A 23,889-nucleotide genomic window follows, 5' to 3' on the forward strand; every position below is an offset into this window, starting at 1 on the left:
ATTTAGCTGAAAGACATAGTACATTTAAAATCTTAATATTTTAAGAGGTTTTAAAAAATTGGCTCTACGCCAAAATCTGTTCTTGCTTAAAAAAGAGTACAAAAAAACATCTGTATCCGTTAATGTTGAAAGTACGACCAAACAACAGAGCGAGGTATACAGATGCATTCCCATTCTATCAAGGTTTTACTCGATTTACCAGAGTTAAATGTATGTGCTATTCAAAAAGAAAAAGATCAAGTGCTCATTGAAGTGACACCGATTGATGCCACACAGCCTTGTCCAGTTTGTACATCAACGCAAACGATTCGTCGTGGCACGGCTTATCAACGAAAAGTACGTCACCTCCCTGCGTTTGGGAAACGGGTGTATTTACTGCTGCCCGCTATCCGTTTAACATGCAAAGATTGTCATGCCCATTTTGTGTGGCATTACGACTGTGTTGCGCCAAAAAAGCGCTATACAAAGGCATTTGAAGCCACGTTACCGAAACAAGCGATAGGAGCGACGATTGCCCATGCGGCGCGCCTCTCTGAAACACCACCAACAACGGTTCACCGTGTTGTACGTCAATGGATGGCAGTGGAGTCGGTTCGCGTTCAAAGACGATGCGCACAACAGGCTAAAGTGAGTACGGGTCTTGTACTGGGTATCGATGACTTTGCGATTCGTAAAGGACATCGCTATAACACCGGCTTACACGATTTACGTGGTGGCACGTTTTTAGATGTCATCCCAGGTCGTACGATTGCAGAATTACAGGATTATTATCAAGCGCAGCCGATTTGGCAGACGCTTAATCCCGTCGCTGTCGTCATAGATTTAGCGCAAGGCTATCATACATTCGTAAAAGAAATGGATCCAAATGCCATTCGAATTGCCGATCGTTTTCACGTCAATCGTTACGTAACGGATACCTTACAAACTATGCGAAAACAGGTTCAAAAGAGCCTTTCTCCCTGTGCGAAAGCCGATTTAAAACAACACTTCCGTATTCTTGGTAAACGTCATGACCAGCTCACAAGAGACGAAATGGTGATTTTAAAACGACTGCTTGGTTATGCGAAATTACTTCGCCAAGTGTATGAATGGAAAGAAGCCTTCATTGCTTGGCATGACTGCAGTCCATCGTATAGCCTTGCCAAAAAAGGTTACGAAAGATGGCTGGCGCAAGGAAAAGCAATTGACCATCCGATTGTAGAAATCTGTTTAAAAACGATGCACAATTGGCAAGAAGAAATCTGTAATTATCATCAATTGCGTTTTACGAATGCATCGGTTGAAGGAAAAAATAATAAAATCAAGGCTCTGCAGCGTCGTCACTATTTCACTCGCAATCCGGAGTGCTATAAGCAACACATTTTATTGGAGTGCAATGAAGAATGGATTCAATACGGCTACGGCTCTTAGTCAAGAACATGTTTTGATAAAGAGCCGCAATGGTTATACAAAATTTTAACTTTGATAGGTTTAGATTTAATTAAAAGTAGTTATCCAGAGTATAGGAAAGGGAAATATCTGGAAATAAAAGTAAGGCAAACAGCGGAGTTCCTTTTTTATTCATATGAAAAGCATAAGGTTTGGAATAAAGCAATAGAAGATTTTTTGGGGATTTATTCAATCCCAATTATGTCAATTCATAAAAGTAAAGGTCTTGAGTTTGAGTCTGTGATTTTATTGGGACTAGAAGATAGAGCTTTTTGGAATTTTGAGGATTCTCCAGATGATGAAACATTTACATTTTTTGTTGCAATGTCTAGAGCAAAAACTCGAATGATTTTTACCTTTTGTAAAAACCGCTTCTATGGACAAGAAAGATCTAAGATAAATGTCATTTATCAAATGTTGGAAAATGCAGACGTTAAACAATTCGATTGGACATAAATAATGTTGATTTTAAAATCAGAAATATCACTAATAAGAAAAAGGGCATTGGTAAAATCGTTTACCAATGCTTTATTTTTGCCTCTTAAATAACTACGGTGAATCGTACCATAAGTAAAGAAATGTTTTTATAAGCTTTATAATATGAATAACACCTATTTATATAATTGGATTTTTTAACCAGATTCAATTGAGAGTATTTTACTCATCTAAAAAGACAGATTTACTTAAATGCTCTCTAGCAACAATTAGGCTCATCGATTATTGGTAGCAAACAAACGGTAAAAGAAAAGCCGCAGACATTTTTGGAGCAAAGCCAGGCGGATGTGATGAAATTATGGTCATTTCCCAAATTTTCGACCACAACGCTTGCTTGTGTTATTGTATAATTATGACAGATATCACACAAAGCGATAGATTGTAAACAAAATGAGTTTGGGACATAACAAAATGATTGCTTCTAAAAGACGAACACTAGCTGTTCCCATCTCTTTGATTTGTCTGAACACGTTCGTTCCATTGCGCTACGGCCACTCACTTTCCGCGGGGAGGAACCTGAGCTTCCTCGCTGCGCTGCGGGATCTCAGTTTTCCCTCTCTTTCCCGCAGGAGTCGAGTGTCCTACGCTCCATTCCACCCTGTTTCCAACATTGTTTTCACAATCAACAAAAAACCTGAACGATTAAAAGTTATGAACTCTCAATCGTTCAGGTATAGTAAGGACTGAACTACTTATGTCTCAGTCTCATTTTGTTTACGTTATGAGTTATTCGATAAGAAAAATTAAAAGTTTTGCCTTTTTGAATTTGCATCCGTCAAAGGGTCGATATTAATATTGTATTTTATTTTAATGTCCATCTTCTCAAACATTTCAATCCATTTTTTTTCTTCCATTGGTTTTGAGAATGGTCTTTTTGTTTGTATGCCAAGCTGTAATGGATCCACTTTCAATTCTTGCATCTTTTTAACTAGTTCATGTGTTTGTTTTTCAAGATGGGTTTCGATATCTTTTTTCATATTTTCTAACTGCTGTGGGTCAAATAATTGCTTCTCTCCCCGGTATTCCTCAATCCTAGTGTCTATATTCACGGTATAGGTCATTGTAGAATAACTGCTATCGATATCTACTATTACTTTAGATCTAACATGACCCAGTACAATTTCAAATTTTTGAATTGGTAAAACAACTAAGTAGTGACCGTTGTTTATCAGCTGGAAGATACGATCATCTAAAGATGAAATAGTTTCAACTAGCTTGTCATCTTTAAACAAGGCTGTACCTTCATAGTTGACCCCATCCTCTTCTATTTTGAATACAGGCAAAAAAGGATCTGAATAAGGAGTATAGAGCAAATGTTTAAATTGATGAAGATTAACGACAGTTAATTCTCCTTGGTTTTTTTCCTCATAATGCTTCAGCATTCGGTAAAACGAGTAATCAAAGTTTTCATCTTTGTCCAATTGACTTTCCAAGTATTCATCAAAATTTCCTTTTACGATTACTAAATAGATTCTCGGAGAAATATCCGGATCAGTCAATAATACATTTATAATGGACATAATTCCCTCTTTTGCAAGTTCATCACTAACTACCAGCATCCGCATTTGTCCGAATTTAATTTCCTGGTTGAAGTTTAAGTTGTACTTCTGTACTCCCTCCTTTAATAAGCTGACTTCTTGCGACATAACAAACTTATTTTCTTTACTTAGAGGAGGCATAATTGTACTGACTTTTAATTTCCCTTTATCCCCCTTACTAATTGACAAAAAGGTAACGGGGGAAATTTCTTCAATAAGGTTGTTTTCGGTAACAGGGGCACAGCCAGATAACCAAAAAGTCATAAAAAGGAGTATCAATATTTTACATATCTTTTTATGTAGACGCATGTTTTTTAACCGCCTCTTTTTTCATTACTAAAACTAAAACAATAACAAGTGGAACAAGAAAATAGCTTATGCTTCCAGCTATAATTTGAAGATTAAGTAAAAAGTTCTGCTTCTCCCAAGACTTCCAAAATAATTCATTCACAAGAACCATTCCAATAAAAATAAGGAATACACTGAATAACAAACCTTTACCACTGGTCGGCTTGCTCATTTTACCAAAAGCTATTTTAGATGCTCCATAAAACAATAATAGAAATAGAGAAACTGCAAAAACTAGGTTAAATAATAGAAAGGAAAGCATCATTATATCAATTCGTTCAAACACTGGGTTTTGTAAATAACGGCCCATATTAATAATTGGATAGTGAGTTTTACTTAAAAAATTGGAACCGAAATAAAATAAGGATGCTATAAATAGGAATACATACTCTACAACGGTGAGAGCGTTTCCGTAAGACAAATAGCGAAATGTTTTATTGTTTGTTTTAAGCCATGGTCCCAAAAATACCAGAAATTCCGGACCAGAATAGGAAGACAAAATAAAAAAAACGGCTTTCCAATTTTCTACTTTCCACTCCATTGGAATAAGTGGATACAAATCACTGAGTTGAGCTATTGGAGGGAAGACGAAACAAACGAAACATGTGAACATCCAAAATGTACAGAAAAAAGAAATCAACACAAAACGAATGGTATGTTCAACGCCCCTACCTGCGATATAAAAACATAACAACAAAATAAAAAAGACAAGAAAATTTGTATCTGTTGATGGAAGTATAAATGTTTGAACAATTTCGCTGAATCCTAACGTTATGACGGAAAGTTTAAGTAGAATAAAGAACAACCCGATGAAAGAGAGAAAACGTACCAATTTTTTTCCAAATAATTGGACAAATCCATTATATCCATTGCTAGATAAACGGGTTAAAAGCCACTTCGATAAAAGAAGAAGGTTTAGTTGGGATAATATCCCGACAGCTATAAGCACCCAAATCATATATGGATTGATCAAGATATTTGGCATAATCAGATAAAAGTATAGCATTTGGAGGCGATTTACCAACAACATGGCATAGAACCCATTATAGGTTTCATTCTTTTTAAATAATTGGTGGGTTTCCATCATCAAGTCATCTCCTAGTTTTATCTCTCTTCTGTTTTAGAGGTTTAAGATGCTTTGGACGCTCCAACATTTTGACTAATGGCCCTCGAATGAATAAGTCAATCCAATCCTTACCGAAAAAAGGGGAAACTGGTGAAAAATAGGGTTGCTTGAGTGAAGACAAGCTATTAAGATGAGCCAAAATAGCAATGCTTCCTAGTGCAATCCCAATTATCCCAAGTAAAGAAGAAAAAACAAGAAGTATCAATTGAATTAATGAATTTGTTTTTGTCATAAGGTAGTTGGGAATAAGAAAGGAAGCTATCGTCGAGATCCCAACCAGGACAATTAATACCTTGCTAGCGAATCCAGCCTCAACAGCCGCTTGACCAATCACAATACCACCAATAACGCCAAGTGTTTGACCAGTTTTTGTAGGCATTCTTAAACTTGCTTCTTTCATGACTTCAATAAAAATTAACATGATAAATGCTTCCCAAAAAGGAGTAAAAGGAAGCATGCTCCTTGATTCGACCAAGACCAGAAGTGTTTCCATAGGAATCATTTGATAGTGATGAGTTGTGAATGCCACATAGAAAGGAATCAATGTGATTGACAGAACAAAACTGGCATATCGGATGATGCGCAAAAAACTGGCAATTACCCATCGATTAATATAGTCATCGGGTGATTGGAATAAATGGAAAAAAGTAATGGGTGCAACAAGAGCAAATGGTGTATTGTCTACCAGAAGGGTGATCTTTCCTAATCCCAGAGAATAAGCAACTATATCAGGCCGGTCAGTTTGCTGAAACTGAGGAAAAATACTGTTTTGATGTTCCTCCATGAATTCCGCAACTTGAGAGGAGTCAAAGAAGAGATCAAAATTAATTTCAGAAATCTTCTCTTTGACTGTTGAAACAAATTCTGGATTAGTCAGCCCCTCTATGTACATTAAAACAACACTTGTCTCGCTCATAGAACCGACAGTAAACTTCTCTGCTTTCAGTTCATGTATGGGGAGTCGTCTTCGAATAAGCGTAATATTTTGTTCTACTTGTTCACTAAAGCTGTCCTTTGCTCCGAACATAATGGTTTCTGTTTCGGAAGTTTCAATGGCACGTCCAATAGGATTTTTTAATGGCACAGCTAACCAAAGGTGTTGCGAAGAATCAAATAACAAAATGGAACCTGAAAACAACTGTTTTTTTGCCTCTATAAAATTAGGAATGTGAATAATGGAGGAATTCGTAATACAATCTTGAATAGACGGTTTGGAACATTTATTTAAAGGTTTTATAATGCTTTCATTTAACTTTTCTTGGTCAATGAGAGTTCGTATGTAAACAAGATGAATTTTTCGAATAACGGAAATGTCAATTTCCACAAATTCTGCATCATCCATTTGAACGAGGCTTTTTTTCAGAGCTTCTATCGATAATTCAGATTCAGCTATTGATTGAGCAGCAAGCTTACTTTCAATCTGTTTTTTTTTCCAAAACATGTACATCTCACCCCTCTTATTGAGAAAAAACATTTCTATTCGTACTTAAAACTCCATATTCGTACACATTATTAGCAATTTAACTTTAAAATATACAAAACACGAATCTTACTAGCCAGGGAGTTAAAATTAGAGATGAATAACAAAGATATAGCAGAGATTCGAAAACAATTTAAGTTGGATAACGATTTACTGAAAATCGCTGACATTTATAGCGTTTATATCAAGCCAATCCCGTTATTAAACTTGTCTCTCGAATTTGTGGATTTCCGTTCCTTAGCTTTACGGACAACGCCGCAGACATTAATCACATCCTTTATGCTGGGAGCAAAGCGAATAAACCGTATCGAAAATGTGTTGAACTGCAATGAAATCATGACTGCCGAGGAAGATAAAGCGGTGTTTGAAGAAATTATAAAAGCAGTGATTGGTGATGAAGTAAATTCGAATACCTTCGCCAATGTATATGATGAAATCAATAGTATGTTAGTGGTGGAAGAAGACACTGAGACATAAGTAGTGGAGCCCCTACTATACCTGAACGATTGAGAGTTTCTCACTTTTAATCGTTCAGGTTTTTTGTTGATTGTGAAAACAATGTTGGAAACAGGGTGGAATGGAGCGTAGGACACTCGGCTCCTGTGGAAAACTGAGATCTCAAAGCGCAGCGAAGAAGCTCAGGTTCCTCCCCGCGGAAAGCGAGTGGCCGTAGCGCAATGGAACGAACGTGTTCAGATAACCTAAAGAGATGGGAACATCTATTGTTCGTGTCCAAAACTCAAACTCTTTTAATCAAAATTTAATTATCAAAACATCTAAGCAGACAATAAAATCTTCTTTTCCACTTCTAGCTTCCGGTAGATAAGCGCAATTAACATCGCAGGTAAGCTACACGCAAGCATTCCAATGAAAGCATATCTTGGCTCAATTTCATATAAGAAGCCACCGAAAACTGTGAATACAGCCGTGCTCCAGCTGAGTGCGAAAGCTGAGTACATGCCTTGAGCTTTTGGAATATGTGTATGTGGAATGTTTGCTGTTAAGTATTTCATGAAAGCATAGTGCCCCATCGCAAATGAAAACGCATGTAGGGTTTGGGCCATACAAAAGACAATAATGTTTGGAAAAATGAATACTAACACCCATCGCAGAGAAGAGCCAGCTGCAGCTAATGCTAATAGGGTACCCGGTGAAAATCGGCTAAAGCGTTTATCTGCAATCGAAAAGAAAATAATCTCAGCAATAACGGCAATATTGATAATGACACCGATTAGATAGATTGGCGCATCGATTTCTTTTAAAAAGATATAGCCATAGTTGTAATAAGTAGCATGGGCGGCTTGAAGCAGCACCACAATAATAAGTACAACTAAGAAATGTTTGGTGCGAAATAAATCTATGATATTTACCTTTTTACCTTGGTTTATTTGTGGTTTCTTCGATAAAATGTCCGGAGCACTTGTGAAACTAAGAGCGACAAAGCAGCTAATCCCAAGCAGTAGCGCCCAAAAGATCACGTTATCTCCAAGTATTCCTGTAAATACAGTTAACAGGATACCTACAGACACAAATCCAATCGATCCCCATTGACGACTTTTTCCGTAGTGTTTCAGCTGTTTACTTTGTACAAGAACACCAGCGACGCTATCTAAAGCTGGCATTAAGGTTGGGTAAAAAATATGCAAAAAGACGGTTACAACTAGTAAGCTTGTAAACGAATTAGCTGGAATGTAACAAAGAATCCCAATCAACGTGCCAATTCCCGCAATATTTAAAAGCGCTTTATTGCTGACTCGTTCTAATAAATAAGGAAAAGCAAATAGTGTAGAAAGCCCCCTCGCCACTAAGCCAATACTCATAATAAAACTAGCTTCTGAAACGCTAATTCCTTTTGTTTGAATCATCCAGCCCGACCAATAGGGTAGAAAAATTCCCCATGTCAGAAAAAAACTAAAAAAATGTGTGCTCATCCACCGTTGTGTATTCATTCGTATCCTCCTTATCAATCGCATGATATCATGAGAATAAATATGATTACTATGAGATATCTCATAGTTTTGAGGTGGCAGATGGAAATTTACAAAGGTGAAAAAAAGCGGTTGTATCTAGAAAGGCATTCAATTGCTAATCAGTTTTCTTTTGAAATTGAAGAGTTTCTTGAGGTACGAGAGTATAAGCGCGATGAGTGGATTATCCGCGAAGGAAGGAGACCAGATTTTTTATTTTATGTGACAGAAGGAAAAGCGAAAATATACGTAACACATCAAAACGGGAAAGTATCGCTTCTTAACTTTATCAATGCGCATGATTATATCGGTGAAATGGAATTATTAAACGATGTGTACTATACAAAAGGAATTCAAGCCGCCACCAAAACAGTTTGTTTGGTGTTGCCTTTCTCCCAATGTCGCACCAGGTTGCTTGAAGACGCTAAGTTTCTTCGAGAATTAACAAAGTTTTTGAGTGTTAAAGCAACGTTAATGGCAGCTAAATACTCACAGAGCTTAGCTTTCCCTCTAGAGAACAGGCTTGCGGACTTTATTATACAGACGGCTGATAACGGAGTTTACCGAGAAAAGCACGTCATTGTTTGTGACTATCTCGGTGTTTCGTATCGCCACTTGTTGCACGTATTGACACAGTTATGTGAGAAAGGATACCTGCAAAAAGAAGGTAGAACCTATAAAATTAAAGAGCAGTATGCTTTATATGAACTTGCCGAGGCGATTAAGAATAAAAGCATGTAAGCTCAAGCTGAATATATAGTAAAACCTCATAAAATCGCATAAAATAATGTTAAAATAAACAGCGGTGAATAATTTCTATTTTAAGTGCAGCTGTTCATAGGAATGTTCTCACCCTTCAACTAAAGAAAGGAGGGGGTTTTCATGATTAAATTAAATCGTGTAAGTAAAAGATTTGCACAGTTTCAGGCGATTAAAGAGTTATCTTTAGAGATAAATAGCGGTGAGATTCATGGAATTATTGGAGCGAGTGGAGCGGGGAAGTCAACGTTGCTTCGTCTTATGAACCTACTTGAAATTCCAGATGAGGGAGAAGTAGAAGTGAATGCTCAAATCTTAACAAAGATGAGTGGGAAGAAGCTTCGAGAAGCGAGAAAGTCGATTGGGATGATCTTTCAACACTTTAATCTAATTTCTAATAAGACAGTGTACGATAACGTAGCTGTTTCATTAGAGCTAACAAGATCTCCAAAAGAGGAACAGAAAAAGCGCGTGCTAGAATGCTTAAGCTTTGTTGGCTTAGCTGAGCTAAAAGATAAGTATCCAGCTCAGCTAAGCGGTGGCCAAAAGCAGCGTGTGGCCATTGCAAGAGCTTTGGCAAACAAGCCGCAAGTGTTACTTTGTGATGAGCCGACCTCATCTCTGGATTCTAATACTACAGCTGATCTATTAAAAGTATTAGAGGATATTAATCAGCACTTAGGTGTGACCATCGTGATTGTCAGCCATGAGATGGAAGTCATTAAAAGCATATGCAATCGCGTCACCGTTCTCGAAAATGGATCTCTCTATCAAACGGTAACGACAAAGCCAAAAGGTGTTCAAATGAAAGAGAATCGGGCACAATATTTTGTAGATCAATTAACAGAGGGAGAGGAAATAGACAATGCTTGAAGTTTTGGCACAATATGAAACTGAAATATGGCAATCTATTGGTGAAACCTTTGTGATGGTTGGTGTTTCAATTTTAGTTGCAGTTCTCATCGGACTTCCCGTTGGTACTTTTTTATTTCTTTGTCGGAAGGGGCAATTGATTGAAAATCAACTCATATTTTCAATCTTAAACCTAATGGTAAATACAATTCGCTCGTTTCCATTTTTATTACTGGTCGTCTTCCTCATACCGTTTACTCGTTTTGTCCTCGGGACAGCAATTGGAACAGCAGCAGCAACAATTCCACTCTCGATTATTGCCATTGCGCACTACTCACGTCTTGTTGAGCAATCGCTGTTAGATGTGCCTAAAGGTGTTATCGAAGCAGCGATTTCGATGGGGGCATCTGTTCGAGAAATTATGTTTAAGTTTGTTTATGTAGAAGCACGCTCGGGTCTAATCCTTGGACTGACGACATCCATTATTAGCTTTATTTCGTATTCGACTATTATGGGAGTTGTTGGCGGAGGAGGAATTGGTGATTTCGCCATTCGGTATGGGTATCAACAATTTAAAACAGATTTAATGATGTACATGATTATTATTATGATTGTGTTGGTGCAGTTCGTCCAATTTGTTGGAATGACTGTGGCCAGAGTGTTGGATAAAAGATAAATAATGGAGGAAAAAAAATGAAAAAACTATTCTTTTTTATGTTGGTGCTTGTTGTAGCACTAAGTGGTTGTGGCCAAGCAAACAAAACAAATGAAAATAAAGATAAGCAAGGACAAGATGGAGAAGAAGTTACGTTAAAAGTAGCCTCTTTAATACCACCAATGACAGAGATTTTAGACCTTGTAAAGCCAAAGCTAAAGGAAGAAGGCATTGACTTACAAGTAGAAGTCTTGAGTGATAACGTACAGCCCAATAGCGCGCTTGCAGCTAGAGAAGTAGATGCAAACTTCTTTCAACACGTGCCTTATATGGAAGAATTTAATCGTAATAACAACGCAGAATTAGTAGCCGTTGAGCCAATTTATTTTGCAAATTATGGCGTATATTCAAAGAACTATAAGTCAGTAGAAGAATTACCTGATGGTGCGACTGTGGCCATTGCTAATGACGTTTCTAATATTGATCGTTCTCTTTCTTTGCTTGCGCAGCATGATGTTATCAAGTTAGGTGACAAGAAAGATACGTATTATACGAAGGCGGACATTAAAGAGAATCCCAAAAACCTTAAGTTTAAAGAAGTTGATTTACTGATGCTATCGAGAATGTATGATGATGCGGATGCGGTAGTCATGACGCCAGCTTATGCCGCGCCTCTTGGTTTAACACCAAAAAGTGATGCACTTCTTACTGAAGGAGTAGACAATGATTTTGCAATTACCTTAGTAGCGCGCAAAGATAATGCTGATTCAGATGCAATTAAAAAGCTAGCTGAAGCAATGACAAGCCCAGAAGTTCGTAAATTCTTAGAAGAAAAGTACGATGAAACAGCTATTCCAGCCTTTAAATAAATAAAAAAGCCATTTGAATATTTGGGAGGGGATCTATTAAAGGTTTGGCAGCACCATTCATTTTAGCTTTTATTTTAGGTGGAATGATGGAAAATTCGCTTCGTCAATCGTTGACGATTTCAGGGGGATCCTGGAATATTTTCTTAACGAGTCCATTGGCTATGTCACTGATTGTATTAACGATCTTAGCAGTGATAGTGCCAGCATGGAGAGGGCGTTCTAAGCGTAAAAAAGAAAATACTCAAATTGGAATGTAACTATAAAAAAAGAACCCTTGTCCAAAGACAAGGGTTCTTTCAATTGGATAAATCGTTAACTTTTAATCAGTTACGGATTAGATAATCAAAAGCACCTAAAGCTGCTGTTGCACCTGAACCCATGGAGATAATAATTTGTTTATAAGCACTGTCTGTGCAGTCTCCCGCAGCGAATACGCCAGGGATGTTAGTCGCACCATGCTTATCAACAACGATTTCTCCCATACGTGTACGTTCTACATCATCGCCTAACCAATCAGTGTTTGGTACTAAGCCTATTTGAACGAATACACCTTCTAATTCAACGTGTTTTTCTTCCTCTGTCTCACGATCAATGTAAGTAATACCGTTTACTTTATCAGTTCCGGTAATTTCTTTTGTTTGAGCGTTTTTCACGACAGTTACGTTTGGAAGGCTGTTTAGGCGCTCTTGTAATACAGCATCGGCTTTCAGTTCAGACATATATTCAAAAACAGTTACGTGATTTACGATACCTGCAAGGTCAATCGCTGCTTCCACGCCTGAGTTTCCACCGCCAATAACGGCTACGCGTTTACCTTCGAATAAAGGACCATCGCAGTGTGGGCAGTAAGCTACACCTTTGTTTTTGAATTCTGCTTCTCCAGGTACACCAACATTACGCCAGCGAGCACCTGTTGAAAGGATGACTGTTTTACTTTTTAAAACAGCGCCATTATCCAGCTCAAGTTCGACAAGGTCTTTTTTCTTTAAGCTACGAGCGCGTACTAAATTCATTACGTCAATGCCGTAATCTTTAACATGCTCTTCTAAGCTTGCTACGAGTTTAGGACCTTCTGTTTTCTTAACGCTAATAAAGTTTTCGATGCCCATTGTGTCCATAACTTGTCCACCAAAGCGCTCGGCTACAATACCCGTGCGAATACCTTTACGCGCTGCATAAATCGCGGCACTTGCACCAGCCGGACCGCCACCAACAACAAGTACATCGTAAGGATCTTTATCAGCAAACTCTGCTGCATCTGGGCCGCTGCCCAGTTTATTTAAAATTTCTTCGATTGTCATACGACCGCTGCCAAACTCTTCACCATTAAGGTAAACAGTTGGAACTGCCATAATATCTTTGCTTTCTACTTCTTCTTTATAAGCCGCACCGTCAATCATTGTGTGAGAGATACCATTGTTTAAGATACTCATTAAGTTTAGAGCTTGTACAACATCTGGGCAGTTATGGCAGCTTAAGCTGATATAAGACTCAAATTTGTATTCGCCCTTAATGTTCTTAATCTGGTCAATCACTTTTTGATCAACTTTTGGTGCACGTCCACTTACTTGTAATAAAGCAAGAACTAATGAAGTAAACTCATGTCCTAAAGGGACGCCGGCAAATGTTACACCTGTATCTTCACCGATACGATTTACGCTAAAGCTCGGTGTACGCTCTAATTCAGCTTTTTCAACTTTAATGCGAGATGACATTGTTGCTAGTTCATCTACTAATGAAAGCATGTCGCGAGATACTTTATCTTCTCCCGCGCTTACTTTTAGCATAATGTCACTTTCTAATAATTGAAGATACTGATCTAGCTGTGCTTTGATATTTGCATCTAATAACATGTAATCAAACTCCTTAGATTTTACCTACAAGGTCAAGTCCTGGTGTTAGTGTTTCAGAACCTTCTTGCCATTTAGCTGGGCAAACTTCACCTGGGTTTTTACGTACATATTGTGCTGCTTTAATTTTGTTAACAAGTGTGCTTGCGTCGCGGCCGATACCACCAGCGTTGATTTCAACAGTTTGGATAATGCCATCTGGATCGATGATAAATGTTCCGCGATCAGCAAGACCTTCTTCTTCGTTTAATACTTCAAAGTTACGCGAGATTTTTTGTGAAGGGTCACCAATCATAATGTATTCAATTTTGTTAATTGTTTCTGAATGGTCATGCCATGCTTTGTGTGTGAAGTGTGTATCTGTAGAAACTGAATATACTTCTACGCCTAATTCTTTTAATGCTGCGTATTGGTCTTGTAAATCACCTAATTCAGTTGGACATACGAAAGTGAAATCTGCTGGGTAGAAGCAAACTACGCTCCATTTACCTTTAAAGTTTTCTTCAGTAACCTCAAGGAATTCACCTTGTTGGTAAGCTTGTGCTACGAATGGTTTTACTTCAGTTCCGATTAATGACATATCGAAATTCCTCCTCAATAAATTATAATAATTCTAATTCAATACTCATTATTATATAAAACCTGTTGTTTTGTCAAAGGAAATATAGCAAGTTTTTTAAAAAAGTTGTCTGATCGTCTGATTTCCTTTGAAAAGCAAGGTTTTGTACAGTGTTTCTACATATATCTTATCACTCTTGTGCGTTTTTTATCTAATAATATGATTGTATAAACTGGAAATGTATAAGTGTCTTTTTTATCTAATGGAGGAAAGGAAGTATGAAAATAAAAGGTGATGATTGAGAATAATTGAAGCCCGTTACATTAGCTTCATTTTGCTGACAACAGAAAAGTATACGGTGTCATTTGAAATAGGATAAAAATGGTATTTTATTTATATTCTAATTACATTTTTTGGGTTTAAATACCTATATAAAAAAATATCTTAAGAAGAAAATGTATAAAAATTCATGAATTATAAATAGTAAATCTTATAAAAAAACCAGTATAAACCAAAAAAACATTATTTTACATATTTTTAGGGGTAGTAAGTATTACTTCGGTATGATTGACGTAATATAAGCCTTGTTATAGTCTATAAATGCTTTAGGAAGGGCTTTTCAGGTGGTTTAACAACATAGAAAAGGAGCCAATAAATGAGAAGCTTTCAAGTTCGATTATTACTGCTTCTAGTAATATTTATTATCTTACCATACTTCCTGTCGGTGTTTATTATTTATGGAAATACAAAAAGTAGCATTGAGAACAAAGAGTTGGAAAAAAGCCGTGAAGAGCTACGTGAAGCGGGAAATGATCTTGAGCAACACTTTGAAAAAATGATTACATTGCCGTATTCCGTTTATAACATGCCAGATATACTACAAGTTTTTGATGAGGGCTTGCCAAAAGAAAATAGCAGTAATTTTTTATCTTTTGAAAAGAGTATTGAAACATTTTCAGCGACAAGGCCAGAATTGGTGCAGCTCCGCTTTTATTTTCACAAGGAAAAAGAATCATTGATTGTTTATAAATCAAATTTGAGCGCACCAAAAACACAAAGTAATTATGTCAAGCACCCTCCATTTAAACAGCTTTATCAATCAGAGCAAGATTATGTGATTGAAGAACCGCATAAAGCTAAAAATTATGACAACGTTCCAATTATCCCTAAGACAGAAGATTCCATGGTAGTAACAATGCATCATAAAATTAAAAACATTTTAAGTGAAGAGTTTCTTGGCTTTCTAACAATGGATATTGATATTACTTCGTACTCTCCATTAGTAAAACAGCTTGAGGGAGACGATGGTACATCGGTTTTCTTACTTAACGAAGATTATAAAGTAATGTATTCCAGTGATTCAAAGCAAATGGGACAAATGATTAATAAAAAGGAGCTTACAGCATTGAGTGAGTCAACAGAGCTTGTACTCACTGAAAGCTTACAGGCACCACTGAATAACTGGCGAGTAGTGAAGATTATTTCTAAAGATGCCTTGTTTCAAGATGCTAAAAAAGCGGCTTATACAAACGTTGTGTTGGGATTGGGCGTGGTAGTGCTGGGAGTAATTATGGTTTTTCTAATCTCACGCATTGTCACAAAGCCAATAAGAGTTTTGAGTGATAAAGTACGATCCATTGAAGGTGGAAACATGGATGTGATGCTTACAACTTCTCGCAAAGATGAGATTGGCCATTTAGAAAATCATATGCAAGAAATGCTGCACCGTATTAACAATCATATTGATCGGGAATATAAGTTGGAGATTGAAGTAAAGAAAAGTCAGCTAAGAGCGCTCAAGTCTCAAGTGAATCCACATTTCTTATTCAATGCTTTGCAGTCAATAGGCGCTGTTGCTTTAGATTCTGGAGCAAAAGGGGTTTATGGATTGATCATTTCTTTATCAAAGATGATGCGTTACTCATTGCAAGCAGATCAATTAGTAACAGTAGATAAAGAGCTAGACTATATCCATTCTTATTTGGTGCTACAAAAAGAGCGGTTTGGAGAAGAGGTCGATGTTCAATTCTCAGTAGATAAAGAAGTTGAGAATGAGCTTATTCCGAGTATGCTCCTACAACCTTTAGTTGAAAATTATTTTAAGCATAGCTATGAAAAGTATAGTGACGAATCACGTTTAGAAATTATTGGTAAAAAAGAAAGGGGAGTTATTAAGCTAGCAGTGAAAAGTTATGGTCCAACCCTTCAAGAAGCTGAGCTGAATTCACTTCGTCAAACCATTTATAACCGTAGTGCTACACAAAAAGGTATAGGGTTGAAGAATATTTATGATCGGCTATTGCTACATTTTGGTCATGAAGCAGCGTTTCATATTGATAGCCTAGAGGGAAAAGGCTTTGAGGTAATGATGACAATTCCTATTAATAAGTAGAATTTCAATTTGAATAAAACAGCTATTGATTTGACTGCTAAGGGAGGTAAATATAGTGAAAGCGTTGATTGTTGATGACGAGAAAAATGTTCGTAAAGTGATGCGCCAACTAGGAGAATGGGAAAGCGTAGGAATCAATGAAGTGTTAGAAGCTACTAATGGCATAGAGGCTTTGGAGATAATTGAAAAAGAAAAGCCTGGTGTGATTTTTACGGATATTAAAATGCCAAAAATGAGTGGTTTACAGCTGATTGAAAGGTTAAATCAACATTCGTATACAGGAAAAGTCATACTTGTTACGGGGTATGATGATTATACATTTATGCGCAAAGCTATTCAATTAAATAGCTTTGATTACTTGCTGAAACCAATTGACCCCGAAGCTTTTCAACAAGTGTTAACAAAAGTAGTAGACTCTTTAGAGGCAGAACAAGAAGAAAACGAAGAAATACTAGCCGAGGCTAAAAAACTTCGTCACAGTCAACTAATGACGTCCTTATGTTTAAATGAAGGAACAGATACAGCATTTTTACATTCAATAATTCCAGAAGCGGAAGACATAGATTTTACACTGCTATATTTTTATCAAGGACATCAACCTGATCCTTGTATTAATGAGCTTTCAAATGAATTACAAGCGCGGAATATGGGAGCAACTTTTACATTTCAGGGTGAGGAGAATCTGTACATTGTCCTAACGGCAAAACATCAATGGGTTTATGTAGAGCGGTGGATAAGTGAAAATATTTCAATTCCAATTCGTTTGGTTCAAGATTCATTCTCTTCCTTTAATCAAATTCCAGAGGTGTTTAACGGTCTTTTGACAGCACTAAAGGGCAATCAATATCGAGCAATTCGTCAAGTGGATGAGCTAGAAGCACTGAAGCGTATGCAAGAAATAGTAGCATATGTAGAAGACTATTATATGGAAGATATTAGCCTCCAGAAACTATCAAAAATGTTTTTTTTAACAAGAGAACATATATCAAGGAAATTTAAAAAAGAAACGGGTATGACGCTATCTAAATATGTAACAAATTTAAGAGTAAGACAAGCGAAACAGTGGTTATTAGAAACGGCTGAAACCATTCATTCTATTTCGTTAATGCTTGGTTATCAGGATGAAAAGTATTTCTCGAAGCTGTTTAAGAAGGTAGTTGGTTTAACTCCTTTTGAATACCGGGCTTTATACGCCAATGTAAGAGATAGTGAAAAATCATCTATATAGGCTAAGAGAGGCAAGGGTGAATAAATGAAAGAAAAAATATGCTACCTGTTTTTTGTCTCTCTTTTACTGAGTGTGTTGACAAGCTGTGGTTCTTCAAACGCTCAAACTGAAACGGAAAATAAAGAAACAGAACAGGTCGTCTTAACTATACGTAATCCTAAAGTCGAAATTGCAACGCAGTTTGAACAAATGGTACAGGAGTATGAAAGACAGAACCCAAATGTCAAAATCCATGTCGAAACGGTGGGTGGAGCATCGGATGATTTCTCTGATATCATTGCCCAAATTGCTGCAGGTCAAGGGCCCGATATCTTTACAAATATCGGCTATGATGCGACAAAAGAATGGATTAATTATTTAGAAGACTTGAGTAGCCAGCCTTGGGTTGAAAAAGCATATCCTGATACGTTAAAGCCAATTACGGTAGAAGACAAAGTATATGGCATGCCGATGGATATTGAAGGTTTTGGAATTGTTTATAATAGAGAGCTATTTCAAAAAGCTGGTATTCAATCTATTCCTCGCACGTATTCAGAGTTAAAAGTGGCAGCAGAGAAGCTTAAAAACATCGGTGTTACGCCTTTTGCAAACGGCTATTACGAAGAGTGGAAGTTGGGTTATCACTTAACTAGCCTTGCTTTTGCAATTCAGCAAGATCCAATAAAATTTAATCATCAGCTGAAAAAAGGGAAAGAAAGCTTTACGACAAACGTAATCGCAAAAGATTTGTTATCATTCTTAGACTTAACTCTCCAATATGGAAATCAATCTGCAACGAAAACAGATTATTATACTGAAGTGGAGATGTTAGCAAATGAAGAAGCAGCGATGATACTGCAGGGAAGCTGGGTACAGCCGCTATTAGATGAGGAAGCTCTCGATAAGTCGTTTGGTATTTTTCCAGTTCCATTAAATGATAAAGCCAACAGCAAAATCTTAACAGGTGTTCCAAACTACTGGGTTGTGAATAAAAAAGCATCTTCAATAAAAAAGCGAGAAGCTAAAAAATTCTTAAATTGGACGGTTTCATCAAGTGAAGGTCAGCAATTTATGACTGAACGGTTTGGCTTTGCTCCAGCTTTTAAGCATATAAAAACAAATGATATAGGTCCCATTAGTAAAGAAGTACTGAATGTTTACCACACGAAAGAAACCTATAATTCCAATTGGTTTGCTTATTCATCATCTGCTAAGCGAGAAGCAGGTCGTACGCTAAAAAGATACTTAAATCGAGAGCTTTCAAAAGATGAAACACTTAGACAGTTAGATGAAGTTTTACGAGAAGATAGCAAGCCATAATCATTGAAGTCCTTTTTCAATTTGAGAAAGGGCTTCTTTTGTCATTCTTTTGTCATGTATATCAATTTAAGACGAAAACTCAATCAATTTATGCCGTATTCAGCCAAAGCATTGTTTTTTATACTTAATGTATCAGGTATGGAACGAACGATCAATCAAGCCAAAACTAATTAAAGTCAAAGAAGTATCGTCCGTGTCTTGCCAAAGCATGAAAAACTATCTACTAGGAGGAAAACTTGATGAACTTTCGTAATTTTGCGTCAAAAGCAACGGTAGCATCCCTAAGTGCAGCAATTTTATTAGGAGGTAGCTTTACACCTGCTTCTGCTAAAGGTAAAGGTGTAGATGAAGCACAAGCAAAATCCTATAAAGAAACGTACGGTACTTCACAAATTACGCGTGAAGCAATGAAGAACATGGTAAACCAACATGGTGACAAGCGCTATACGGTACCAGGCTTTGATGAATCAACAATCAAAAATGTAGAATCAGCTGTTAAAACAGATAAAAATGGAAACAAAATTAAAATGGACGTATGGGATACGTGGCCATTGCAAAATGCTGACGGTACGGTAGCGGAATATAACGGTTATCACATTGTATTTGGTTTAGCTGGAGATCCTAAGAACCCTAACGATACATTTATCTACATGTTCTATAAAAAAGCAGGAGACAATTCCGTTGACGCTTGGAAAAATGCTGGTCGTGTATTTGACGATAATGACAAGTACGAAGCAAACGACGAGCACTTAAAAGGACAAATAGAAGAATGGTCAGGATCTGCATTATTCACAGATGACGGTGAAATTCGCTTATTCTATACAAACCGTGGTGATTTTAATGAAAGCCAAAAATTATTCGGTAAACAAACTCTTACAACAGCACAGGTTAATGTTTCTGAACAACAAGAAAACACGCTGAAAGTTGACGGTGTTGAAGATCATAAATCAATCTACGAAGGTGGAGACAGCAAAACGTATGAGTCTGTAAACAAAGCTTTCGAAGATCGTAACTTTATGAACAACCATACGCTACGTGACCCTCACTACATTGAAGATAAAGGTCGCAAATATTTAGTTTTTGAAGCAAACACAGGTACTGAATATGGTTATTCTGGTGAAGAGTCTCTTTATAATCGCGCATACTACGGCAACGGTATGAAGTTCTTCCGCGATGAGTTTAAGAACCTTGACAATAGTGACAAGAAAGATGAAGCAGAGCTTGCAAACGGTGCGATTGGTATCGTTGAAATTAACGATGACTACACGTTGAAAAATGAAATGAAGCCACTAATTGTATCAAATTCCCAATATCTTCAAAAAAGATGGCAAGTTCTATTTATTTACAAGCACACGTGGTTCTAAAATGACGACTGATGGTGTCGATGATAAAGATATTTACATGCTTGGCTATGTGTCAAATTCTTTAACAGGTCCATATAAACCAATGAATAACACAGGTATTGTATTGCATCAAGATTTAGATCCAAATGATGTAACATGGACATACGCACACTACGTGATTCCACAAAAAGACTCTGACAAATTTGTTGTAACAAGCTATATGACAAACCGCGGATTCTTTGAAGATAAGAAATCAACGTTTGCACCTTCATTCTTACTTGATATGAAAGGCAACAAATCTTCAGTTGTCCAAAATGGTACTTTAGAACAAGGTCAAATCACGTATGATGAAAAGAAAAAATAATCTTTGATATGAAATGAAAAAGAAAATGTCATGATAGTGGCATTTTCTTTTTATTTATTGGGTAAAACCATTGGGTGACATAATACTTTTAATGAAGTGTGGTGATAGTATGGGCAGGTTGAATTCAATACAGAGAAGGTGGACTATGCTAGTTATCATTTTAGCAATCATAATAGGCGCTAGCATTTATGTATGGATGAATCAAATGAATAAAGAAGATAAGAGCGAAAAAAAACCTGTGGAATCAACATCTTATCGCTCGTCTTACCATTTTACGGCACCTGATAAATGGAAAAATGATCCACAAAAGCCGATTTTCTATAATGGACAGTATCACTACTATTACCTTTACAATAAGGATTATCCCGATGGTAATGGAACTGAATGGCGCCATGCAACTTCGGAAGACCTTGTTCATTGGAAAGATGAAGGAGTAGCAATTCCAAAGTACACGAATAAAAATGGAGATCCATGGTCAGGTTCTGTTGTTGTTGATCGTAACAATACAGCTGGATTTGGAGAGAATGCATTTATCGCAGTTGTAACGCAACCTTCAGAAGACGGAGGGAAGCAAGAGCAGTATTTATGGTATAGCACAGATGAAGGAAAAACGTTTCAAAGTGCTGGCGATGAACCTGTATTATCCAATCCTGGCATAGAAGATTTTCGCGATCCCAAAATTATATGGGACGATGAACGTGATAAATGGGTGATGCTGCTTGCAGAAGGTTCTAAAATTGGATTTTATGAATCAGGGAATCTGAAGGAATGGAAGTTCACTGGTGACTTTCAAACGGAGGATTATGGCGTATTAGAGTGTCCAGATTTATTCCAAATGAGAGCCCCTAATGGCACTGTTAAGTGGGTGCTTGGTATGAGTGCAAATGGTGAAGCAGTCGATAAACCAAACAACTATGCTTATTGGATCGGTGACTTTAATGGAGAGAACTTTGAAAAAGAGCATGAAGAGCCTCAGTGGCTAGATTACGGTTTTGATTGGTATGGTGGCGTTACACTTGAAGATGGCCAGGCTGACGACAAGTTAAACAAGCGTTACGGACTTGCTTGGATGAACAAATGGTCATATGCAGACAACACTCCTACCATGGAAGCCGACGGATTTAATGGAACGGATTCAATTGTTCGAGAAATTACGCTACAAGAAGATGAACAGTACGGTTACGCATTAGCCTCTCAGCCTGTGGCTGATTTAAAACAGCTTGTAAAATCGGAGAAAAAATATAATGATATAACATTAATAGATGAATCTAACACACTGGATATGAAGGGAGAAACGTACCGAATAGAAGCTGATGTGTCTTGGGAAGACAGCGAAAATATTGGTTTGCGTTTACGTGAATCAGAGGACAAGTCTCGACATATTGATGTGGGATTAGCTATTTCTGAAAACTATTCCTACGTAAATCGAGCGTTTGTAGAAAATCCAGACGAAGAGAAAAAGTTTCAAGAAAGCCAAGCGCCTTTTGGTGGTAATAACAAAAATGCACGTCTTACGGTTCTCGTTGATAAAACAAGCGTAGAAGTGTTTATAGACGGTGGGAAAGTGGTGCATACCAATTTAGTATTTCCCTTAGCTGAAGACCAAGGCATTTCGCTATTTTCTTCTGGTGGTACAGCTACGTTTGAAAATGTGAAGGTTGAAGAGTTAGGAACAAATCAAAAAAAGTAAATAAGAATATGAAAAAGCTTCGGCCATAAGTAGCCGAAGCTTTTTCATTGTTTGTTCTCTCTCATAAATCGTTTATACTAATAAAAGCTTATAAAGTGAATTCTATATGTAACAAGGAACGTTAAATAATAAAAAAGCGAGGAACCATATGTCCAGTTCAACATTTACTGATTACGCAATTAGTGATCCAATCATAAAGGCCATAGATGCCTTAGAATATAACCAACCAACACCAGTTCAAGCGCGTGTTATTCCCAAAGTATTAGAAGATAAAGACGTAATTGTAACCTCACAAACAGGAAGCGGAAAAACAGCTTCCTTTGCCATTCCACTATGTGAAAAAGTAGATTGGCTTGAAAACAAGCCACAAGTACTTGTGCTGACGCCTACCCGTGAATTAGCGGCACAGGTTAGTGATGAAATGAAGAGTATCGGTCGCTATAAGCGTGTTAATAGCGTGGCCATCTACGGCCGACAGTCTTTTATGAAGCAAAAGACTATGCTAAAACAAAAAACGCATATCGTAGTGGGGACACCTGGCCGCGTCTTAGATCATATTGAAAAAGGCACGTTATCTGTTGAATGTTTAAAATATGTTGTATTAGACGAAGCAGACGAAATGTTAAACATGGGTTTTATTGATCAAGTATCAGCGATTCTAGATAAGCTTCCGACTAGTCGAACTACGATGCTTTTCTCTGCAACGTTTCCAGCTGATATTGAAGGTTTAGCTAAGAAATATATGATTAATCCTGAGCGTATCCAAATCGAAACAGTAGGAAAAGCACCGCAGCTTATTACACATCACGTGATGGAAGTGGAAGAAGGGAGTAAGCTTTCCTTGTTATCAGATGTCACGGTTGCTGAAAACCCAGATAGCTGCATCATCTTTTGTCGAACACAAGAACGAGTAAAAGAAGTTTTTCAGTACTTAGACGAACGTGATTATTCTGCTGATTTACTGCACGGAGCGATGGTTCAAGAAGATCGATTTGAAGTAATGGATGACTTTAAGCGCGGTGAGTTTCGCTATCTAGTAGCCACTGACGTTGCTGCTAGAGGAATTGACGTCGAAGATATTACGCTTGTCATTAACTTTGATTTCCCACTTGAAAAAGAAAAATACGTGCATCGTACGGGTAGAACAGGACGTGCTGGTAAGTCAGGAAAAGCCATTACGTTTATGACGTCTTATGAGCAAAAGTTCTTAGAAGAAATTCGTGAATACAGCCAAGCTGATATTCAGTTAAGTAACCCACCATCTGTTGAAGAAGTAAAAGCTAACAGAACGGCTTTTCAAGAGAAAATGGAAGCACCGGTAGTTCTAAGAGAAGAGAAGCGTGAAAAAGTTAACCAAGATATTATGAAGTTATATTTTAATGGCGGTAAGAAAAAGAAAATTCGTGCGGTTGATTTTGTGGGAACTATTGCTAAATTGCCTGGTATGTCCGCTCAAGATATTGGGATTATTACCATCCAAGATAATCATTCGTACGTTGAGATTTTAAACGGTAAAGGTCCATCTGTATTGAAGGTATTAAAAAATAAAAGCATCAAAGGCAAGAAGTTAAAAGTGCATGAAGCGAAAAAGTGAAAAAGAGACTGAGACATAAGTAGTTCAGCCTCTATTATACCTGAACGGTTGAG

General features: G+C 37.2%; 18 protein-coding genes and 3 pseudogenes. 15 read left to right on the forward strand and 6 right to left on the reverse strand.

What is annotated here, in order from left to right; genetic code table 11:
- Positions 1–162 precede the first annotated feature (162 nt).
- The gene (locus A2U94_RS05455) at positions 163–1,410 is read left to right on the forward strand and encodes an ISL3 family transposase (RefSeq protein WP_062954439.1); all 1,248 of its coding nucleotides are present in this window, start codon (positions 163–165) and stop codon (positions 1,408–1,410) included.
- 51 nt (positions 1,411–1,461) lie between these two features.
- Positions 1,462–1,884, forward strand: coding sequence for a 3'-5' exonuclease (locus A2U94_RS21450; protein WP_025910448.1), 423 nt, complete (start codon positions 1,462–1,464; stop codon positions 1,882–1,884).
- Positions 1,885–2,666: 782 nt separating this feature from the next.
- On the opposite strand, the gene A2U94_RS05465 is transcribed toward A2U94_RS21450, so the two are convergent.
- From A2U94_RS05465 to A2U94_RS05475, 3 genes are read right to left on the reverse strand one after another with little or no spacing between them, the layout of a single operon-like run.
- A complete protein-coding gene (locus tag A2U94_RS05465; protein ID WP_025910447.1) occupies positions 2,667–3,770 on the reverse strand; it encodes a Ger(x)C family spore germination protein in 1,104 nt (367 codons plus the stop codon).
- Positions 3,757–4,896 carry a GerAB/ArcD/ProY family transporter gene (locus tag A2U94_RS05470; protein WP_064484032.1) on the reverse strand — a complete coding sequence of 380 codons (1,140 nt, stop codon included), beginning with the start codon at positions 4,894–4,896 and terminating at the stop codon, positions 3,757–3,759. Before A2U94_RS05470 ends, A2U94_RS05465 begins: the two co-directional genes overlap by 14 nt.
- Positions 4,897–4,900: 4 nt before the next feature.
- Positions 4,901–6,376, reverse strand: a complete 1,476-nt coding sequence (locus tag A2U94_RS05475; RefSeq protein ID WP_025910444.1) for a spore germination protein — start codon at positions 6,374–6,376, stop codon at positions 4,901–4,903.
- A gap of 135 nt (positions 6,377–6,511) precedes the next feature.
- Between A2U94_RS05475 and A2U94_RS22280 the strand changes: the two are divergent.
- Together A2U94_RS22280 and A2U94_RS05480 are read left to right on the forward strand one after the other, a co-directional pair.
- Positions 6,512–6,565 (forward strand): annotated as a pseudogene (locus A2U94_RS22280) (hypothetical protein); the annotation flags it as partial.
- 41 nt (positions 6,566–6,606) lie between these two features.
- Positions 6,607–6,886, forward strand: a pseudogene (locus A2U94_RS05480) (DUF4317 family protein); the annotation flags it as partial.
- Between the two features lie 305 nt (positions 6,887–7,191).
- Here the strand turns inward: A2U94_RS05480 and A2U94_RS05485 are convergent.
- Positions 7,192–8,364 (reverse strand): MFS transporter, encoded by a 1,173-nt coding sequence (locus tag A2U94_RS05485; protein ID WP_025910442.1) that lies wholly within the window; start codon positions 8,362–8,364, stop codon positions 7,192–7,194.
- 81 nt (positions 8,365–8,445) lie between these two features.
- Between A2U94_RS05485 and yeiL the strand changes: the two genes are divergently transcribed.
- From yeiL to A2U94_RS05510, 5 genes are all read left to right on the forward strand, one after another.
- Complete coding sequence (yeiL, locus tag A2U94_RS05490; protein ID WP_025910441.1) at positions 8,446–9,123, forward strand: transcriptional regulator YeiL; 678 nt, start codon at positions 8,446–8,448, stop codon at positions 9,121–9,123.
- Positions 9,124–9,264: 141 nt separating this feature from the next.
- Positions 9,265–10,014, forward strand: a complete 750-nt coding sequence (locus A2U94_RS05495) for a methionine ABC transporter ATP-binding protein (RefSeq protein ID WP_025910440.1) — start codon at positions 9,265–9,267, stop codon at positions 10,012–10,014.
- On the forward strand, positions 10,007–10,669 hold the full coding sequence (locus A2U94_RS05500) for a methionine ABC transporter permease (protein WP_025910439.1): 663 nt from the start codon (positions 10,007–10,009) through the stop codon (positions 10,667–10,669). The genes A2U94_RS05495 and A2U94_RS05500 overlap by 8 nt, the downstream gene beginning before the upstream one ends.
- Before the next feature lie 17 nt (positions 10,670–10,686).
- Entirely contained in the window at positions 10,687–11,517 is an 831-nt protein-coding gene (locus tag A2U94_RS05505; protein WP_025910438.1) for a MetQ/NlpA family ABC transporter substrate-binding protein, read from the forward strand.
- Between the two features lie 44 nt (positions 11,518–11,561).
- On the forward strand, positions 11,562–11,774 hold the full coding sequence (locus tag A2U94_RS05510; RefSeq protein WP_025910437.1) for a hypothetical protein: 213 nt from the start codon (positions 11,562–11,564) through the stop codon (positions 11,772–11,774).
- Between the two features lie 66 nt (positions 11,775–11,840).
- On the opposite strand, the gene ahpF is transcribed toward A2U94_RS05510, so the two are convergent.
- Together ahpF and ahpC are read right to left on the reverse strand one after the other, a co-directional pair.
- Positions 11,841–13,370: an alkyl hydroperoxide reductase subunit F gene (gene ahpF / locus A2U94_RS05515; protein WP_025910436.1), complete on the reverse strand. Its 1,530-nt coding sequence runs from the start codon at positions 13,368–13,370 to the stop codon at positions 11,841–11,843.
- A gap of 13 nt (positions 13,371–13,383) precedes the next feature.
- Positions 13,384–13,947 carry an alkyl hydroperoxide reductase subunit C gene (ahpC, locus tag A2U94_RS05520; protein WP_025910435.1) on the reverse strand — a complete coding sequence of 188 codons (564 nt, stop codon included), beginning with the start codon at positions 13,945–13,947 and terminating at the stop codon, positions 13,384–13,386.
- A gap of 634 nt (positions 13,948–14,581) precedes the next feature.
- On the opposite strand from ahpC, the gene A2U94_RS05525 reads away from it, so the two are divergent.
- From A2U94_RS05525 to A2U94_RS05550, 6 genes and pseudogenes are all read left to right on the forward strand, one after another.
- Positions 14,582–16,318: a cache domain-containing sensor histidine kinase gene (locus A2U94_RS05525; RefSeq protein WP_025910433.1), complete on the forward strand. Its 1,737-nt coding sequence runs from the start codon at positions 14,582–14,584 to the stop codon at positions 16,316–16,318.
- A 55-nt stretch (positions 16,319–16,373) separates the two neighbouring features.
- Positions 16,374–17,546, forward strand: coding sequence for a response regulator transcription factor (locus A2U94_RS05530; RefSeq protein WP_025910432.1), 1,173 nt, complete (start codon positions 16,374–16,376; stop codon positions 17,544–17,546).
- A gap of 24 nt (positions 17,547–17,570) precedes the next feature.
- A complete protein-coding gene (locus tag A2U94_RS05535; RefSeq protein ID WP_025910431.1) occupies positions 17,571–18,845 on the forward strand; it encodes an ABC transporter substrate-binding protein in 1,275 nt (424 codons plus the stop codon).
- A gap of 239 nt (positions 18,846–19,084) precedes the next feature.
- Positions 19,085–20,552: pseudogene (gene sacB / locus A2U94_RS05540) on the forward strand (levansucrase).
- A 145-nt stretch (positions 20,553–20,697) separates the two neighbouring features.
- Complete coding sequence (gene levB, locus A2U94_RS05545; protein WP_090752834.1) at positions 20,698–22,242, forward strand: 2,6-beta-fructan 6-levanbiohydrolase; 1,545 nt, start codon at positions 20,698–20,700, stop codon at positions 22,240–22,242.
- Between the two features lie 148 nt (positions 22,243–22,390).
- Positions 22,391–23,836 (forward strand): DEAD/DEAH box helicase, encoded by a 1,446-nt coding sequence (locus A2U94_RS05550; RefSeq protein WP_025910428.1) that lies wholly within the window; start codon positions 22,391–22,393, stop codon positions 23,834–23,836.
- Positions 23,837–23,889: the final 53 nt, after the last annotated feature.

Source organism: Bacillus sp. VT 712 (assembly GCF_001614195.1).
GTDB lineage: Bacteria > Bacillota > Bacilli > Bacillales > Bacillaceae_H > Priestia > Priestia flexa.